This is a genomic window from Lysobacter sp. CC-YZS074, assembly GCF_056739745.1.
In genome coordinates this window covers 1909500-1927487 of sequence record NZ_CP200301.1, presented here as the reverse complement: position 1 = coordinate 1927487, position 17988 = coordinate 1909500, and the positions used below count along the sequence as shown (strand labels likewise).

The 17988-nt window shown below is 70.0% G+C and carries 12 protein-coding genes; 6 read left to right on the top strand and 6 right to left on the bottom strand.

Annotated elements, in window-relative coordinates:
* Positions 1 to 2397, bottom strand: coding sequence for a Tex family protein (locus U8331_RS08675; protein ID WP_481130647.1), 2397 nt, complete (start codon positions 2395 to 2397; stop codon positions 1 to 3).
* A 257-nt stretch (positions 2398 to 2654) separates the two neighbouring features.
* Between U8331_RS08675 and U8331_RS08670 the strand changes: the two genes are divergently transcribed.
* Positions 2655 to 4604: a diguanylate cyclase domain-containing protein gene (locus tag U8331_RS08670; RefSeq protein WP_481130646.1), complete on the top strand. Its 1950-nt coding sequence runs from the start codon at positions 2655 to 2657 to the stop codon at positions 4602 to 4604.
* 8 nt (positions 4605 to 4612) lie between these two features.
* On the opposite strand, the gene U8331_RS08665 is transcribed toward U8331_RS08670, so the two are convergent.
* The 3 genes from U8331_RS08665 to U8331_RS08655 are packed head-to-tail and all read right to left on the bottom strand — an operon-like array spanning position 4613 to position 8456.
* Positions 4613 to 5422 (bottom strand): ferredoxin--NADP reductase, encoded by an 810-nt coding sequence (locus tag U8331_RS08665; RefSeq protein WP_481130645.1) that lies wholly within the window; start codon positions 5420 to 5422, stop codon positions 4613 to 4615.
* A 43-nt stretch (positions 5423 to 5465) separates the two neighbouring features.
* Complete coding sequence (locus U8331_RS08660) at positions 5466 to 6704, bottom strand: App1 family protein (protein WP_481130644.1); 1239 nt, start codon at positions 6702 to 6704, stop codon at positions 5466 to 5468.
* A 9-nt stretch (positions 6705 to 6713) separates the two neighbouring features.
* On the bottom strand, positions 6714 to 8456 hold the full coding sequence (locus U8331_RS08655; protein ID WP_481130643.1) for an ABC1 kinase family protein: 1743 nt from the start codon (positions 8454 to 8456) through the stop codon (positions 6714 to 6716).
* A gap of 140 nt (positions 8457 to 8596) precedes the next feature.
* Here U8331_RS08655 and U8331_RS08650 point away from each other — a divergent pair, with 140 nt between their 5' ends.
* The 3 genes from U8331_RS08650 (at position 8597) to U8331_RS08640 (ending at position 12007) form a co-directional block, all read left to right on the top strand.
* Positions 8597 to 9133, top strand: a complete 537-nt coding sequence (locus U8331_RS08650; RefSeq protein WP_481130642.1) for a DUF488 domain-containing protein — start codon at positions 8597 to 8599, stop codon at positions 9131 to 9133.
* A 524-nt stretch (positions 9134 to 9657) separates the two neighbouring features.
* On the top strand, positions 9658 to 11124 hold the full coding sequence (locus U8331_RS08645; RefSeq protein WP_481132936.1) for a SulP family inorganic anion transporter: 1467 nt from the start codon (positions 9658 to 9660) through the stop codon (positions 11122 to 11124).
* A gap of 10 nt (positions 11125 to 11134) precedes the next feature.
* Positions 11135 to 12007 (top strand): universal stress protein, encoded by an 873-nt coding sequence (locus U8331_RS08640; protein ID WP_481130641.1) that lies wholly within the window; start codon positions 11135 to 11137, stop codon positions 12005 to 12007.
* 456 nt (positions 12008 to 12463) lie between these two features.
* On the opposite strand, the gene U8331_RS08635 is transcribed toward U8331_RS08640, so the two are convergent.
* Together U8331_RS08635 and U8331_RS08630 are read right to left on the bottom strand one after the other, a co-directional pair.
* Entirely contained in the window at positions 12464 to 13177 is a 714-nt protein-coding gene (locus U8331_RS08635) for a BON domain-containing protein (RefSeq protein WP_481130640.1), read from the bottom strand.
* A gap of 387 nt (positions 13178 to 13564) precedes the next feature.
* Entirely contained in the window at positions 13565 to 15454 is a 1890-nt protein-coding gene (locus U8331_RS08630) for an ABC transporter ATP-binding protein (protein ID WP_481130639.1), read from the bottom strand.
* 234 nt (positions 15455 to 15688) lie between these two features.
* On the opposite strand from U8331_RS08630, the gene U8331_RS08625 reads away from it, so the two are divergent.
* Together U8331_RS08625 and U8331_RS08620 are read left to right on the top strand one after the other, a co-directional pair.
* On the top strand, positions 15689 to 15886 hold the full coding sequence (locus U8331_RS08625; RefSeq protein WP_481130638.1) for a hypothetical protein: 198 nt from the start codon (positions 15689 to 15691) through the stop codon (positions 15884 to 15886).
* Between the two features lie 97 nt (positions 15887 to 15983).
* A complete protein-coding gene (locus U8331_RS08620; RefSeq protein WP_481130637.1) occupies positions 15984 to 17936 on the top strand; it encodes a S9 family peptidase in 1953 nt (650 codons plus the stop codon).
* Positions 17937 to 17988 lie beyond the last annotated feature (52 nt).

Below are 17988 nucleotides of genomic sequence, written 5' to 3'. Positions count from 1 at the left end.
TCAGCCGTTGCCCTTCGCCCTGGCGAAAGCGGCGGCGAGCGCGTTGTTGGCCGGCGGGGCGGGGGTGGCGCGCGGCCCACCTCCGTGGGAATCCGGGCGTCGTGCATTGCCGCGGGCGCCGTCGCGGCCATCACGGGCATCCGCCCGTCCACCGTCGCGTCCGCGCCCGTCGCGCTCGCCGCGCGGTGCCGGCGAGGTGTCGTCGAGCCGGCAGGTCAGTGCAATGCGCTTGCGGGGGATGTCGACCTCCAGCACCTTCACCTTGACCACGTCGCCGGCCTTGACCACCTCGCGCGGGTCCTTGACGTAGCGGTCCGACAGCGCCGAGATGTGGACCAGCCCGTCCTGGTGCACGCCGATGTCGACGAACGCGCCGAACGCGGCGACGTTGCTGACCACGCCCTCCAGGATCATCCCGACCTGCAGGTCCTTGAGCTCCTCGACGCCGTCGGCGAAGCGCGCCGCCTTGAACTCCGGGCGCGGGTCGCGGCCGGGCTTCTCCAGCTCCTTTAGGATGTCGCGGATGGTCGGCACGCCGAACTTTCCGTCGGTGTACTGCTCCGGGCGGATGCCGCGCAGGAAGCCGGCGTCGCCTATCAGCTGCTTCACCTCGCGGCCGCAGTCGCGCACGATCCGCTCGACCACCGGGTAGGCCTCCGGGTGAACCGATGACGCGTCCAGCGGCTGGTCGCCATCGGCGATGCGCAGGAAGCCGGCGCACTGCTCGAAGGTCTTGTCACCCAGCCGCGGCACCTTCAGCAGCTCCTTGCGGCTCCTGAATGCACCATTGGCGTCGCGGTAGACCACGATGTTCTCGGCCACGGTCGACGACAGGCCCGACACCCGCGAGAGCAGGGCGGCCGAGGCGGTGTTGACGTGCACGCCGACCGCGTTGACGCAGTCCTCGACCTTCGCGTCGAGCGCACGCGCCAGCCGGAAGCCGTCGACGTCGTGCTGGTACTGGCCCACGCCAATGGCCTTGGGCTCGATCTTGACCAGCTCGGCCAGCGGATCCTGCAGCCGGCGGGCGATCGATACCGCGCCGCGTAGCGACACGTCGAGGCCGGGGAACTCCTTCGCCGCGAACTCCGACGCCGAGTACACCGAGGCGCCGGCCTCGCTGACGACGATCTTCTGCAGCTTCAGCTCCGGTGCCAGCTTGATCAGGTCGCCGGCGAGCTTGTCGGTCTCGCGGCTGGCGGTGCCGTTGCCGATCGCGATCAGCTCGACCGAGTGCTTGGAACACAGCGCCTTCAGCGTGTGCAGCGAGGCGTCCCACTGGTTGCGCGGCTGGTGCGGGTAGATGGTGTCGGTGGCGACCAGCTTGCCGGTGCGGTCGACCACCGCGACCTTGACGCCGGTGCGCAGGCCCGGGTCCAGCCCGAGCACCGCGCGCGGGCCCGCCGGTGCGGCCAGCAGCAGGTCCTTGAGGTTGTCGCCGAACACCGCGATCGCCTCGGCCTCGGCCTTCTCGCGGGCCTGGCCGAACAGGTCGAGCATCAAATGCAGATGCAGCTTGGCCTTCCACGCCAGCCGGCAGCCGTCCATCAGCCACTTGTCGGCCGGGCGGCCGGCGTCGCGGATGCCGGCGTGGTGGGCGACCCGGCCGGTGGCCTGCAGGTGGCCGGCCTCGGCGTCGGCACCGGGCTCCAGGTCGAGGAACAGGATCTCCTCGCGGCGGGCGCGGAACAGGGCGAGCAGGCGGTGCGAGGGGATCTTCGCCAGCGACTCGGCGTGGTCGAAGTAGTCGCGGTACTTGGCGCCTTCGTTCTCCTTGCCGTCGGCGACGCGGGCGCGGATCTGGCCGACATCGTGCAGCCAGTTGCGCAGCTCGCCGACCAGCGCGGCGTCCTCGCCCCAGCGCTCCATCAGGATCGCGCGGGCGCCGTCCAGCGCCGCTTTCGTATCGGCCACGCCCTTGTCGGCGTCGACGAAGCCGGCGGCGAACGCGTCCGGCGCCAGCGACGGGTCGGCCAGCAGGCCGTCGGCCAGCGGCTCCAGCCCGGCCTCGCGGGCGATCTGCGCCTTGGTCCGGCGCTTGGTCTTGTACGGCAGGTACAGGTCTTCCAGCCGCGACTTGGTGTCGGCGGCCTCGATATCGGCGCGCAACTCGTCGGTCAGCTTGCCCTGCTCGTCGATGCTCGCCAGTACCGCGGCGCGGCGGTCCTCCAGCTCGCGCAGGTAGCCCAAGCGCACTTCGAGGTTGCGCAGCTGGGTGTCGTCCAGGCCGCCGGTGACCTCCTTGCGGTAGCGCGCGATGAACGGCACCGTCGCGCCCTCGTCGAGCAGGGCGATCGCGGCGCGCGCCTGCGCAGGCTGGGCGCCGATCTCGTCGGCGATGGTGCGCGCGATCTGCTCGGCGAGCGAGGTGGCGTGGGCGGTGGTGCTGTTGGACATTCGGATGCTGCCGGGGAACGGAAACCGCGATTGTGGCGATGCGGGCGCACCGGCGTCACCGTTGACAATCGGGGCTTGGGAGGGCATCGGCGGGAGGCGCGCGCCGGCGAGCCGTGACCGGGTTCACGATGTGTGGGGGTGATCCGGTCGATGCTCGCTGCGGACTCAACTCAACTCGCACCATCCGGAGCCGTTAAACAGCCATGGGGATCCGCGTTCCGCTCTTCTTGTTGATGCTGCTTGCGCCGTTTTCCACGGTGGCAGCCACTGTGGACGACGTTCTGCAGACCCAGCGGATGCACGGCTATCACTCGGTGTCCGACGCCCTGGAGCAGTTGCGTGGCGCGACCGATGTGCCGACAGGCGATTCGCCGCCGCTGCGGCAGTACCGCTACTACTCCCGGCTGGGGGAGCTGGCCGCCGCGCTTGCGGACAACACCCTCGCCGACGAGGTACTGACCCGGCTGGACGCGTTGGCGCGGACTGGCGGGTGCCCGCCATGCACGGCCGACGCCGCCCTGTTGCGTGCCAATGTCGCCATGTGGGCGGGCGACAACACGCGCGCCCGGGAATATGTGGAGCAGGCCGCCGGCCTGATCGGCGACGACGACTCGCCGTTGAGGTTGCAACTGGCGCTCGTCCGTTCCCGCCTGGCCGATAACGAGAGCCGTTTCGCCGACGCGCTCGGTCATTCGGTCGATGCGTTGGCGCTGACCGAGCGGCTCGGCTATCCCGCGTTGCGTACCGAGGTCCTCAACTCGCTGGTCGGCTTCAATGCGGACCTGGGCTATACCGATCGCGCCGCGGCCTACGCCGAGGAGGGCATCGCGCTTGCCAGCGAGATCGGCTTCGACGAGTCGTTGGGTTACCTGCGGCTCAACCAGGGACACCTGTACTCGGTCACCGGGGACCTTGGCCGCCAGTTCGAGGCGCTCAGCGGGGCGCTGGCGATTTCCGCCGGCGACCCCGAGCTGGCCCGGATCGAGATCACCACCCGCTCCAACCTCGCCGACTACCACCTCAAGGTGGGCGACAACGCCGCGGCGCTGGAGCAGGCGCGCCAGGCCGAGACACTGGCCCGCGCCCACGAGGACAACCGTGGCCTGGTGGTCTCGCTGGCCAACAAGGGCATTGCGATGGCCGGCATGGGCCGGGTCGGGGAAGGCGTCGCGGTGCTGCGCGAATCGATCACGCTGGCCGAGGACATCGGGCACAAAGGGTACATCGTCGGCATCACCGCCGAGCTGGTCCGGGTGCTGGAGGACGCAGGCCGCTATCGCGAGGCGCTGGAGGCCATGCACCGGGTCGACGAAGTAGAGGCCGACATCACCCGGGAGGAGCGCGAGCGCGCCGTGCTTGAAGTGCAGGAACGCTACGCCACCGACCGGAAGAACCGCGAAATCGCCCGGCTGGAGGCCGAGAACCGCGCGAGTGAAGCCGAAATGGCCGCGCGCAGCCTGCGCCAGCGGTTGTGGGCCGCGCTGGCGGTGGTGTTCGCCCTCTCGGCCGTGTTGCTGGTCCAGTGGCTGGTGCGCAGCAGCCGCAGCAACCGCCACCTGCGTGCGATCAACGCCGGTCTCGCCGAGGAGAGCAGCCACGACCCGTTGACCGGTGCGTTCAACCGCCGCCACTTCGAACAGCAGATGGCACGGCTGGGCGAGGACGACGAGGCCGTGGTCGGGTTGATGGTGCTGGACGTCGATCACTTCAAACAGATCAACGACCGGTTCGGCCATGACGCCGGTGATGCCGTGCTGGTGGAGCTGGTGCGCCGGCTCGGCGGCGTGCTGCGCAGCCAGGACAGCGTGGTGCGCTGGGGTGGCGAGGAGTTCGTGCTGATGCTCCCCGGCACCGCCGGTGCCGGTCTGGAGACGCTGGCCGCGCGTGTGCTGGCGGCGGTCGGTGGGCAGCCGATGCAATACGGCGGCCGGTCGTTGACGGTGACGGCCTCGGTGGGCGCGGCCGCGCACCCGGTGGTGCCGGACCATCCGTGGGAGAACGCCCTGCGCCTGGCCGACGCGGCCATGTACCTGGCCAAGCAGACCGGCCGCAACCGTGCCGCGCTGGTGACGGTCGCCGCCGACGATCCGGATGCCCTGGCGACCGCGATGGCGCAGATGGACGCGGCGCGGGAGGGCGGTCATCCCGCCGTGCGGGTCATCGAAGGCCCCGCGCAACGGCCGGTGCCCGCGGCGGCCATCGACTGATCCCGAGGCTATTTCTCGACGAACGCCCGCTCGAACACGTACTGCCCCGGCGTGCCGATGCGCGGCGCGGCGGTGAAGCCGCGGCCGTCGAGCAGGGCGCGGAAGTCCGCCAGCATCTGCGGGCTGCCGCAGATCATCGCGCGGTCGTGCGCCGGGTCCAGCGGCTCGATGCCGAGGTGCTCCATCATCTGGCCGGTCGCCATCATGTCGGTCATCCGGCCGCGGTGGTCGCGGCCCTCGTGGACGAAGTCCTCGCGGGTGACGGCGGGGAAGTAGCGCAGCTTGGCCCCGATCAGCCCGCCGAGGAACTCGTGGCGCGGCAGCTCGCGTTCGATGTAGTCGCGGTACGCCAGGTCCTGTGCGTTGCGCACGCCGTGGCAGACGATCACGCGCTCGAAGCGCTCATACGTTTCGGGATCCTTGATCACCGACAGCCACGGCGCGAATCCGGTGCCGGTGCCCAGCAGGTAGAGGTTGCGGCCGGGGTGCAGGTCGTGGATCAGCAGGGTGCCGGTGGGCTTGCGGCCGACCAGCAGCGGGTCGCCGGGCCTGATGTGCTGCAGGCGCGAGGTCAGCGGGCCGTCGGGCACCTTGATGCTGAAGAACTCCAGCTGCTCTTCCCAGTTGGCACTCGCGATCGAATACGCGCGCAGCAACGGCTTGCTGCTGCCGTTGGGCTGCGGGACGTCGAGCCCGATCATCACGAACTGGCCGTTCTCGAAGCGGAAGCCGCTGTCGCGCGTGGTGGTGAAGCTGAAGTAGTCGTCGGTCCAGTGACGGACGTCGAGCACGGTTTCGGTGCCGAAGGCGGAGGACATGCAGGGCCGGTGGTGCGGGTGAGCCGCCCATTTTAGCGGAGCGTCACCCGCCGGGCTGCGACCCTTGCCCCTGTCCCGTGACCTGCTCCTTGACCTGTTCCTTCGCCTCGTCGGCGGCGGCCTCTCCCAGGTCCGGCCGTGCGCGATCGCGCTTCACTTCCCTGGCGATGCCGGCGATGCGTGCCGGGTCGATCAGGCCGATGCCGGCCGCGTGCTCGGCGATCGCCAGGCTGTCGCGGCTGCGCAGCATCGGTACCGAGGTGCCGGCGACCTTCTCGATGAATCCGTCGACCTTGATGTCCAGCGGCGAATCGGACGCCGGGTCGACGTCGCGGATGTAGATCGCCGCGATGCGGTCGCCGAACTCGCGCGCGGCCTCCGCATACAGCTCGGCGTCGGCCTGGCCGGAGTCGCCCAGCAGCACCCAGCGCAGGGTGGGGAAGCGCTGGATCAGCGTCCGCGCGCGCTCGAGCTTGTGGCCATGGCCCTCGGTCTTGATGAACTTGCCGGTGTCGGTGCCGAGGTCGCGCAGGAAGACCGGGCCGCACGGAATGGCGTTGAGCTCCATGAAGTCCTCCAGCAGGTCGTAGAGGTTCCACGGCGAGGACGAGACGTAGAAGATCGGGTGGCGTCCGCTGCGGTCGGCGCCCTCCTGCAGCGCCTGGTAGAGCATCGCCACGCCGTCCAGCGGCTTCCGGGTGCGGGCGTTGTGCAGGAAGGTCAGCTGGGCGGCGGTCTTCCAGTCGGTGATGGAGCTCTGCAGGACGGTGTCGTCGATGTCCGAGATGATTCCGAAGCCGGCATCGGCGCGGACCTGCAGCACCGGCTGCGCGGTGGCGAGGGTGCCGTCGGCGAGGCTGACCGTCGCGTTTTCCCACAGCGCGTCGCTCGCCGGCGCGCTGCTGGCGATGGCGGCGGTGTAGTAGCCCTCGTGGTCGCTGATCGCGTCGACCTCGGCGCCGCGGAAGCGGGCCTTGAGGGCGACCGCGGGGACCTCGTCGCTCTCGAAGCGGCGGTAGGTATTGAGCAGGTTGTCCCACCAGGTGTCGTCCTCCCCGGGGCCGCCCTGCGGCTTCTCGGCCAGTACCCGGCCGAACAGCTCGGCGCCGCGCTCGTCGGCATAGCCGCGATAGGCCGCGAGATGGCGCGGCTGGCCACGCCCGAGGCGCTGGTCCAGCCGGCGCCAGGCGGCGTCGAGGTGGTCATCGGCGTCGATGACGAAGTGCTCCAGCCGCGTGCGCAGCGCGGAAGGCCAGGTGTCGGGTGGACCGGATCGATGCATGGCGGCGTCCTAGCGCGGGCTGCGCTCCTCGTGGGGTTTGGCCCGGCGGTCGCTGAAAAGCGCGCTGAGCACGATGGTGATGCCCAGGACGGCGCCGATCAGGAACAGCACCAGCGCGATCGCCGGATAGCCGAACAGCAGCGGTCCGGCGCCGACATCCATCATCAGCGCCGATGCGAGGATCAGCGCCGCGGTGACGATGCCGGCCGCCACCCGGTTGGCGATCTTCTGCAGCGCCTCCAGCACCTGCGAGTCCTCGAACCCGCAGATGCGGACCTGCAGGCGATTGTCGGCGAGCAGGGAAAGCACGTCGGACACCTTGCGCGGCGCCTCGCGCAGCAACCCGTGCAGTTCGATCATCTCGCCCGCGAGGTGGGCCGGCGACAGCGACTTGCGCAGGCGTGCGCGCATCACGTGGTCGAGGTGGTCCTCCACCACGTTCTTGACGTCCAGCTCGGGGTCGAGCGCGTGGCACACCGACTCCAGGCTCAGCAGGGTCTTGCCCAGCAGGCTCAGCTCCGGCGGCGTGCGCAGGCCGCAGGCGGTGGCGATGCGGGTCAGGTCGAGCACCAGCCGGCCCTCCGACATGGTCTGCACATGCCCCGGGCTGGCGTGGTGGGCGGCGTAGCGCGAGACCAGCTGGCCGACCTCGCGCAGGTAGCGCTCCTCGTCGAAATCCTCCAGCCGGGTACCCATCGCGATCGCTTCGCCGGCGACCTCCTCGCCGCGGCCGTCGACCGCGGCGAACAGCAGCTTGAGCAGCCGGTCGCGCTGCTTGGGCGGCACGTGGGCAACCATGCCCAGGTCGAAGATCGCCAGGCGCCCGTCCCCGGTGACCAGCAGGTTGCCCGGGTGCGGGTCGGCATGGATTTCGCCGTGGACGAAGGTCTGGTCCAGGTAGCCGCGCATGAGCGCTTCGGCCAGCCGGTCCATCGGCTGCTCGGCCCGGCGCATGCCGCTGATGTCGGTGACCTTGGTGCCGGTCACCAGGTCCATGGTCAGCACGCGGGTACGGGTCAGGTCCCACACCGGTGCGGGCACGGTCAACTCGGGATAGTCCTCGAAATGGCGGGCGAAGCGGTCGAGGTTCTCCGCCTCGGTGCGGTAGTCGAGCTCGGCCATCAGCGTCTTGCGGAACTCGTGGACCCAGTCGCCGAAGCGCATCCGGCGGCCGATCCGGGTCGAGTGGTCCACCCGGCCGGCGATGGCGGCCAGCGCGTCGAGGTCGGCGCGGATCTGCTCGACCGCGTGCGGGCGCTGCACCTTGACGGCGACCTGGCGGCCGTCTCGCAGGGTCGCGCGGTGCACCTGGGCGAGCGAAGCGCAGCCCAGCGGAGTTTCGTCGAAGGTCTCGTACGCCTTGCTCAGGCGCACGCCCAGCGCGTCCTCCACGGCCTCGCGGATGACCGCGAAGTCCACCGGTGCGACGTTGTCCTGCATGCGCTCGAGCGCGACGAGATACTCCGCCGGCACCATGTCGGGCCGGGTCGACAGCGCCTGGCCGATCTTGACGAAGGTGGGACCGAGCGCCTCCAGGTCGGCGACGAACTGCTCGGGCCGGCCGGCGCTGGTGGGCGCTGCGACGCCGTGCTCGGCGGTGGCGGCGTCCAGGTCGAGGCCGCTGAACACGCCGGCGTTGCGGTACTTGAGCAGGAACCGCAGGATCCGCGCGCTCCGGGTCAGACCACTCTCCGGCGCATGGTTCCGGTGGGCGGAGGTCGCAGTCTCGGGTGCATCGTCTGGCTGGTTCATCTCGCTCTCCGCGGGGACCTCCGCAGCCTAGCCACCGTCGCGTCAACGCCGCTTCACCGGACGCTTCACGGCGACGGCGGCACCATGGCCACATGGCGGAGAAGGGCCCCTCGGATAACAGACCCCCGGAAAACGGATCCATGTTGTGGACCATCGGACATTCGACCCGCGAATGGGAGGTTTTCACCGGAATGCTGGCCGATGCCGGGATCGACGTCCTGGTCGATGTGCGCCGGTTCGCCGGCTCGCGCCGCAACCCGCAGTTCTCCGGTGAAACCATGGCGCACACGCTGCCGGCCGCGGGCATCGAGTACCTGCCGATGCCCGACCTCGGCGGGCGCCGCAAGCCCGATCCCGACACCCGCAACACCGCGTGGCGCAACGCCAGCTTCCGCGGCTACGCCGACTACATGGAGACGCCGCCGTGGCGATCCGCACGCGACCGGCTGGCGGCGCTGGCCCGCCGCCGACGGGTGGCGATCATGTGCGCCGAGGCGCTGTGGTGGCAGTGCCACCGGGGCCTGATCTCCGACGACTTCAAGGCGCATGGGTGGGAGGTGATCCACCTCGCCGCGCCCGGGCGTTGCGAGGAGCACCCGTACACCTCGGCCGCCCGGATCGTCGACGGGGAGCTGGACTACAGCGCCCCGGAGCCGCCGCAGGCGTCGCTGTTCTGAGGGAAGGTGCCGGTCGCCCGGATGGGCAGTCGCAAGCGATTCTGAAGCGGCGCTCTCTCGTGAGCGCCGGGCGTTTGTAGGAGCGGCTTCAGCCGCGATCGTGGAATCGGCGCGGCGGATGATTGTCCGGTCGCGGCTGAAGCCGCTCCTCCAAGGGCCTGCGCGCTTAGCTGGAGGAGCGACGTGAGTCGCGACCTGTACATCGCACCGGCTCGCTGCGCGGTCGCGACTCACGTCGCTCCTACAAATCGCGCGGCCGCCGCACGCTGGCGCTGCCTGCCTGGTAGGCAGAACACCCCCGGACGCACGCGCTACAATCGCCCAGGCGTCCAAGCCGGATCCGCCCGGCGTCAAGAGGGCGCCCGCGCCCGTCCGTTCCCGGAACCCCTTCGTGCCTACGCCACCCTGATCCCGCCATCGTGATCCGCCGCGCCCGCTTGCGGCAGTTGTGCGTATTTCGACTTCGACAGTCGCGTCCGGCGGTGCCGGGCGCAGGAGTTCCTCTTTTGATCAATATCCAGCGGCTGCGCCAGGACTGGCTCGGCAACATCCGTGGCGACGTGCTCTCCGGCCTCGTCGTCGCCCTCGCACTCATCCCGGAGGCGATCGCGTTCTCGATCATCGCCGGGGTCGACCCCAAGGTCGGCCTGTATGCCTCGTTCTGCATCGCGGTGGTGATCGCCTTCGCCGGTGGACGGCCGGCGATGATCTCGGCCGCGACCGGTGCGATGGCGCTGGTGATGGTCGACCTGGTCCGCGACCACGGCCTGCAGTACCTGCTGGTGGCGACGCTGCTGACCGGCGTGATCCAGATCGCCATCGGCGTGGCGAAGCTGCCGGCGCTGATGCGGTTCGTCTCGCGCTCGGTGATCACCGGCTTCGTCAACGCGCTGGCGATCCTGATCTTCATGGCGCAACTGCCGCAGCTGGTCGGCGTCCCGTGGGCGGTGTATCCGATGGTCGCCGCGGGGCTGGCGGTCATCTACCTGCTGCCGCGGCTGACGAAGGCGATCCCCTCGCCGCTGGTGGCGATCGTCGCGCTGACCGCGTTCGCGCTCGCGATGGACATCCAGGTACCCACCGTCGGCGACATGGGCGAGTTGCCGGACGCGCTGCCCGTGTTCCTGCTGCCGCAGGTGCCGCTGACGCTGGAGACGCTGTCGATCGTGCTGCCGGTGTCGGTCACGCTGTCGATCGTCGGCCTGCTGGAGTCGATGCTTACCGCGCAGATCGTCGACGACCTCACCGACACGCCCAGCGACAAGAACCGCGAAGCGCGCGGGCAGGGCATCGCCAACATCGCCGCCGGCCTGCTCGGCGGCATGGCCGGCTGCGCGATGATCGGCCAGTCGGTGATCAACGTGAAATCCGGCGGGCGCGGGCGGCTGTCGACGCTGGTGGCCGGCGTGTTCCTGCTGATCCTGGTGGTGTTCGCCGGGCCGTGGGTGGCGCGCATCCCGATGGCGGCGCTGGTGGCGGTGATGGTGATGGTGTCGATCGGCACCTTCAGCTGGTCGTCGATCCGCGACCTGCGCAAGCACCCGCCGACCTCCAGCATCGTCATGCTCGGCACCGTCGTGGTCACGGTGCTGACCCACGACCTCGCCAAGGGCGTGCTGACCGGCGTGCTGCTGTCGGCGCTGTTCTTCGCCCGCAAGGTCGGCCAAGTGCTGCACGTCGGGTCGGTGTCGGCCGATGGCGGGCGGGCGCGGCACTACGAGGTCACCGGGCAGGTGTTCTTCGCCTCGGCGCAGGACTTCATAAACCGCTTCGATTTCCGCGACGCGGTGGAGCGCGTCCGTATCGATGTCCGCGGCGCGCACTTCTGGGATTTGACCGCGGTCGGCGCCCTCGACAAGGTGGTGCTGAAGTTCCGCCGCGAGGGCACGCAGGTCGAGGTCGTCGGCCTGAGCGAGGCCAGTGCGACGCTGGTCGGGCGCCTTGGCGTGCACGACAAGCCCGGCGCCGAACGCCTGATGGGCGACCACTGAGGACCCCGCCATGAATACCGCATCGCAGATTCCCGTCGACGGCCGTGTCCTCGCCGCGATCGATACCTCGATCTACACCGAGAGCGTGTGCCGGTACGCCGCCTGGGCGGCCACTCGGTTGGCGGCACCGCTGGAGTTCGTCCACGTGATCGATCCGGCCGAGCAGACCACGCCGGTCGACCTGAGCGGCAACCTCGCGCTCGGGGAGCAGGAAACGCTGCTGCTGGAGCTGAGCGCGCTCGACGAGAAGCGGGCAGGGCTCGCGCAGGAGCGCGGTCGCCTGCTGCTGCAGCAGGCGCGCCATTTCGCGACGACGCACGGCGCGGACGTCGCCGATGTCCGGCTGCGCCATGGCGGCCTGTCCGACACCCTGCTCGAGCTGGAAGCCGGCGTGCGCCTGTTCGTGGTTGGCAAGCGCGGCGAACATGCTGATTTCGCCAAGGGCCACCTCGGTCGGGAAGTCGAACGTGTCGTGCGCGCGGTGCACCGGCCGCTGCTGGTCGCCTCGCGCGAGTTCCGGCCGGTACGGCGCGTGCTCATCGCCTTCGACGGCAGCGCCACCACCCGCAAGGGCGTCGGGATGGTCGCCGCGAGTCCGCTGTTCCGTGGGCTCGAGGTCCACGTGGTGGCCGTCGGATACGGCGAGGGCCGACGCGGGTTGGACCGGGCGGGGCAGGTGCTCTCCGCTGCCGGGTTCGCGATGGTCCCGCGTGCGGTGGAGGGTGAGCCCGAGGACGCGATAGCCGCCTACGTCCGCGACAACGCCGTAGACCTGCTGGTCATGGGCGCGTACGGGCACTCCCGCATCCGCCAGTTGATCGTCGGCAGCACGACCGCCGCCATGCTGCGCAGCTGCCAGATTCCGGTGCTGTTGTTGCGGTAAGGGGCGGGGCGCGGGCCGTTTCTGGTGCGCATCGTTCCGTAGATTGCACGAGGTTGCGCGTGCGCCGCTTCGCAGGTTGCGTGCGCTTCGTTCCGTAGGTTGCGCGATCTTTCGGGGAGCGTTACTCCCCGAAGAATAGCGTGCTCTGGAGCGCACCGGCGTCCGGGGCGGCGCCCGGGCCTTTTACGTGGCCCCGGGCGTTTGTAGGAGCGGCTTCAGCCGCGATCGTGGAATCGGTGCGCGCGAATGATTGTCTGATCGCGGCTGAAGCCGCTCCTACAAAAGCCCGGACCAGCGTTCCGAAACTTCGCCGTCCGCATCACCGTAGGAGCGACGTAAGTCGCGACCTGTACATCACACCGATTCCCTGCGCGGTCGCGCCTCACGTCGCTCCTACATTCCGGTGAAACCGGCCTGCCCCCGTCGGCAAGCGCCATCGACGCTTCCCGCTTGCCGCTACCGCTTCCCGCCCTTGGCGCTCGCCTGCCGGTTCGCCTCGTGCCGCTCGGGGGCATCGGATTCGGTGCCCGCGCGGCCGACCCGCACCGCGTCGTCGGACAACGGGTTGCTGATCCGGCCGGAACTGGAAAACCCGCTGCCGATCTGGTTCTCGCCGCTGCGCACGCCCTCGCCGGCAGGACCGAACGACGACGAGCCGTTGTCGACCCGGATGCGGTTCTCGATCTCGCGCACGCCGCGGACCTCGTCGGCCAGGTCCTCGGCCAGGTGCTTCATCCGGCGCTCGGGTACTTCGCCGCTGAGGGTGACCACTCCGTTCTCCACCATCACCAGGATCTCGGTCGCATCCAGGCGCTCGTGCTCGGTCATGCGGTCGATGAGCTCGTCGACAATGCTTTCGTCGGATCGGGTGTAGTTGCGCGGGCCACGGCCCCGATGGCTGGTGCCTGCCGAGCGCCGTTCGCGATCGGCGAAATCGGAACCGCCGCGGCCATGCCCGCTCTGCGCATGCCGTCCCTGGTCCTCGCCATAACCGCCCTGGGTGAAGTCGCCGTAGCCGCCTTGGCCCTCGTAGCCATAGGAGTACGCATCGTTGCCTTCAGAGCCGGCACCCCACTGGCGGTTGGTCACCGCGGGCATGTCGCGGTAGTTGCGCTGGCGGGGATCGGAATCTCGGTCGCGGCGCGGGCCGCTCTGGTTGCCACGGTTCATCGGGGTTCTCCGCACACGGGGGAGTCAACAACGTACGCAGCGGCGCGTTAGGGCGGCGGCAACAGGAGAGGCAGCACGGTGATGTCGGGGGCGGTTGTAGGAGCGGCTTCAGCCGCGATCGGGAATTGACGCGAGCCAACGGTTTCATGATCGCGGCTGAAGCCGCTCCTACAAATGCTCCATCCACGCGTAGGAGCGACGTAAGTCGCGACCCGCCGAACCCGTCAGAAGTTCGGTTGTTGGATATCGATGATGCGGCCGGAGCTGATCTTCGGTGGCCTTCGCTCTATCCGCGTTCACCGTCTTCGGACATGAAGTACAGGTCGCGACTTACGTCGCTCCTACAGAAGAAGAGCCGGACCGTGCGGACGCGATCGGCGGCCGGCCTCACCGGTACCCCGCCGCCTGCAGCTCGAACAGTTCGGCGTAGCGGCCGCCTTCGGCCATCAGCTGCTCGTGGGTGCCGCTCGCCTCCAGCCGCCCTTCGGCCAGCACGAGGATCCGGTCGGCCATCCGCACGCTGCTGAACCGGTGGCTGATCAGCACCGCGGTGCGCTGGTCGGACAGCTCCTTGAAGCGCTGGAAGACCTCGAACTCGCTGCGTGCATCCAGCGCGGCGGTCGGTTCGTCCAGGATCATCACCTGGGCGTCGCGCATGTAGGCGCGGGCGATCGCGATCTTCTGCCACTGGCCGCCGGACAGGTCGACGCCGGTCTTGAAGCGTCGCCCGATCAGCTGGTCGTAGCCCATCGGCAGGCCCTCGATCACGCCGTCGGCCATGGCCCGCCGCGCGGCCTCGCGGATGCGGGTGTCGTCGCCCATCGCCTCGATCTGGCCGACGCCGATGTTCTCGCCGGCGGTCAGGTGGTAGCGCACGAAGTCCTGGAAGATCACGCCGATGTTGGCGCGCAGATCGTCGAGGTCGTACTCGCGCAGGTCGCGGCCGTCGAGCAGGATGCGGCCTTCGTCGGGGTCGTACAGTCGCGCCAGCAGCTTCACCAGCGTGGTCTTGCCGGCGCCGTTCTCGCCGACCAGCGCCAGCACCTCGCCGGCACGCAGTTCGAAGTCGAGCCCGCGCAGGGCCCACTTGTCGGCATCGGGGTAGCGGAAGCCGACGTTCTCGAACACGAAGCCGCGGGTGATGGGTCTGGGCACCGGCACCGCATCGGCCGGCGAGACGATCTCCGGCTCGATCTCGAAGAACGAGAACAGGTCCTCCAGGTAAAGCGCCTGCCCGGCCACCTGCGAGAACCCGACCAGCAGCCCCTCCAGCAATTGCCGCAGGCGGCGGAAACTCGATGCGAGGAAGGTCAGGTCGCCGATGGTGAAGTCGCCGCTGACTGTGCGCCACGCGATGTAGGCATACGCCACGTAGTAGCCCAGCGTGCCCAGCGCCGCCAGCAGCGTGCCCCAGGCCGCGCGGCGGCGGGCGAGCGCCCGGTTGGCGCGGAAGAAGCCGTCGGCCAGCGTGCGGTAGCGCTCGATCAGGTACTTGTGGAGGTTGAAGATCTTCACCTCCTTCGCGGTCTCGACGCTCGCGCCCATCTGCCGCACGTATTCCAGCTGGCGGCGCTCCGGCGTCCACGCGTAATTGAGCGAGTACCCCAGCGCGTTGAAATGCGACTCGCCGACGAATGCCGGGATCAGCGCCACCGCCAGCAGCACGATCAACCACGGCGCGTACACCAGCAGGCCGATCGCGAAGCTGACCACGGTGATCGCGTCCTGCACCTGGCCGAACAGCATGCTCATCAGGTTCATCCGGCCCATGGTCTGGCGCCGGGCGCGATCGAGCTTGTCCTGCAGGTCCGGGTCCTCGAAGTCCTCCAGGTCGAGCGTCGCCGCGTGCTCCATCAGCCGCACGCTGGTGGCATTGGTGAACAGCTCCGACAGCAGCGAGTCGCCGTAGCTCACCAGCCGGCCGATCAGGTCCGAGACGATCGCCAGACCGAACTCCAGCGCCAGCAGCCACAGCAGGGTGTCGAGCACGCCGCTGCGCCAGGCCGCCTCCAGCGTGTCGAAGCCAACGCCGTCGCCGACCAGCCGCACCGCCTCGTCGATGATCAGCTTGCCGATGTACAGCGTCGCGATCGGGAGGAACGCACGCACGACGCGCAGCCCCAGCGTGGCGATGGTCAGCGCCGGGCTGGTCGCCCAGATCTGCCTCAGGAACGGCGGCAGGTTGCGCAGCGCGTTGAAGCGCTCGCGCAGGCTCGGCTTGGTCTGGGGGGAAGCGGCGGAGGCCGGCGGCGGGGCTGAATCGGCGGATCGGGGCATGGCGCGATTCTGACCAGTCGGCGCGGGCGGAGGGTGAAAGCGGCGGCATGGCCCATATAGCGCCGGTCCCCGGCAACCCTCACCGCGATCGCGCCGTGCAGGGCCTCGCCTGAACGGTTAACCCCAATGTTTTCGTGGCGTCCAGCTCACGATCACGTAACCGCGTCGATGGTTATTTGCACCCATGACGCAACACCCGCCGGGCTTGCCGGCATTTCCCCCAGGAGAACGATCGTGAAAGACCGCCAGAACCAGGACAACCAGCGCCAGGAAGGTCAGCGTCAGAACCAGGGACAGGGTCAAGGCCAGAACCAGGGTCAGCAGACCCAAGGCCGGAGCCAGAACCAGGAAGGCCGCAACCAGCAGAACCAGCGTCAGGAAGGACGCGGTCAGCAGAGCCAGCGTCAGCAGGGCCGCAACGACCAGCGTTGAACGGGCGCCGGTTCGACACGTTTCATAAGCAGGGCGTCCCGGCTGATCACCGGGGCGCCTTTTCATATGCGGCTGCCGACAGGAGGACGACGCCGGCATGAAACCGTTCACCGCCGAGGACCTCTACCGGCATCGTTCCATCCACGGCCTGCAGGGGGCCCCGGCGCACGGCCAAGTGGTGTTCACCATTGCGCGTGCGGTCGAGTCGGTGGACGACTACCGCACCCGCGTCTGGCAGCTGGCGCCGGACGGCGAAGGCCGGGCGCGGCCGCTGACGGCGCAGGGATTCCCGGTGCGCTCGCCATTGCTCGATCCTGCCGGTGGACGCCTGGCGTTCCTGTCCCGGCGCGGTGATGACGGTGACCAGGTGCACCTGATGCGCCTGGACGGCGGCGAGGCGCGGCAGGTCTCCCATTGCGACCGTGTCCCGCAGGCGCTGCAGGGATGGTCGCCCGACGGCACCCGGCTGCTGCTGACGGTGCAGGTGCCGTGGGCCGAGGACGCGCACGACGATCCCGGGCAGGGCGGCAGCCGTCCGTGGGTGGTGAACCATCTGCCGTACAAGCTCGACGGCGCCGGCCCGATCGTCGGCTACCGCACCCACCTGCTCGAACTGGAGCTCGACTCCGGCCAAGCGCGGATGCGGGTCGAGGGGGACTTCGACGTGAAGGAGGCGCGCTGGTCGCCCGACGGACGCCGGCTGGCGTTCGTGCGCGGCCGTTCCGGCGCGCAACGCCACCGCAGCGACCTGTGGCTGGCCGACGCCGACGGGAGCAACCCGCGCCAGCTCACCTCCGAACTCGCCTCCGTCAGCGGCATCGCGTGGTCGCCGGACAGTACCCGCCTGGCCTTTGCCGGCATTCGCCGGGAGGGCAGTTCGCTGAGCCGGCTGTGGCTGCTGCACCCCGACGGCGGCGAGCCGTGGCGGCCGGCCGGCGACCTGCAACTGGAGGGCGGCACCATCGCCTGGCACCCCGGCGGCGACCGGCTGGCGACACTCGGCGCGCGTCGCGGCCTGCACGAGGTCGTGGTCGTGGACTGTGGCGCCGGCGGGCAGGGGACCGGGCGCGACCAGCGCGAGGGCGTCGCGGTCACCACCGGTCTGCGCCAAGTGCTCGGGCTGTGTGCCAGTGGCGACCGCCTCGTCTTCATCGCCACCAGCGTGCGGCGGCCGGACGAGGTGCACTCGGTGCGTTGGGACGGCAAGGACCCGCGCCGCCACACCGCATTCAACCGCCGGTGGTTTGCCGCGCGCTCACGGCCGCGGGTCGCCAAGCGGCGGTTCGAGGTGCCCGACGGCAAAGGCGGCACCGAGAAGATCGACGCCTGGCTGCTGCGCCCCGCGGAAGGCGACGGCCCGTTCCCGCTGCTGCTGGACCTGCATGCCGGCCCGGAAAGCGTGGTGCGCATCGACTACGCCAGCCACCCGTACTGGTACGAGCTGTGCGCCAACGGCTGGGCGGTGCTGGCGCCCAACGCGGTCGGCTCGGCCAGCTACGGCAAGGCGTTCGCCCGCCGCCTGCACGGCCGCTGGGGCGAGCTCGACCTGCCGCAGCACCTGGCCATCATCGACACGCTGCAGCGCGAGCGCCTCGCCGGCGAGCGGCTGGCCTGCACCGGCGAATCCTACGGCGGTTATCTCGCCGCCTGGGCCATCGGCCGCTCGTCGCGCTTCAGCGCGGCGGTGGTGCGCGCGCCCGTCATCAACCTGGAGTCGCACTCCGGCACGTCCGACACCGGCTACTACGTCGACCCGTACGCGATGGGCGGCGAGGTCATCGAGTCCCGCGACCGCTACCACCGGCTGTCCCCACTGACGTACTGCGACGCGGTCAGCGCCGCCACCCTGCTGCTGCAGGGCGAGCAGGACCAGCGCTGCCCGCTCGGCCAGGCCGAGGAGTTCTTCGCCCACCTGGTCCGCTGCGGCCGCGCGCCGGTGCGGATGGTGGTCTACCCCGGCGCCGCCCACAGCCTGTCGTCCAGCGGCCGGCCCGGCCACCGGGTGGACTACCACCGCCGGCTGGTCGCGTGGGTGCGGGACCACGCCTGAGACACGCGAGCCCACGCCGTCCTCACCGCGCCGATGCCATGTTCCCCGCCAG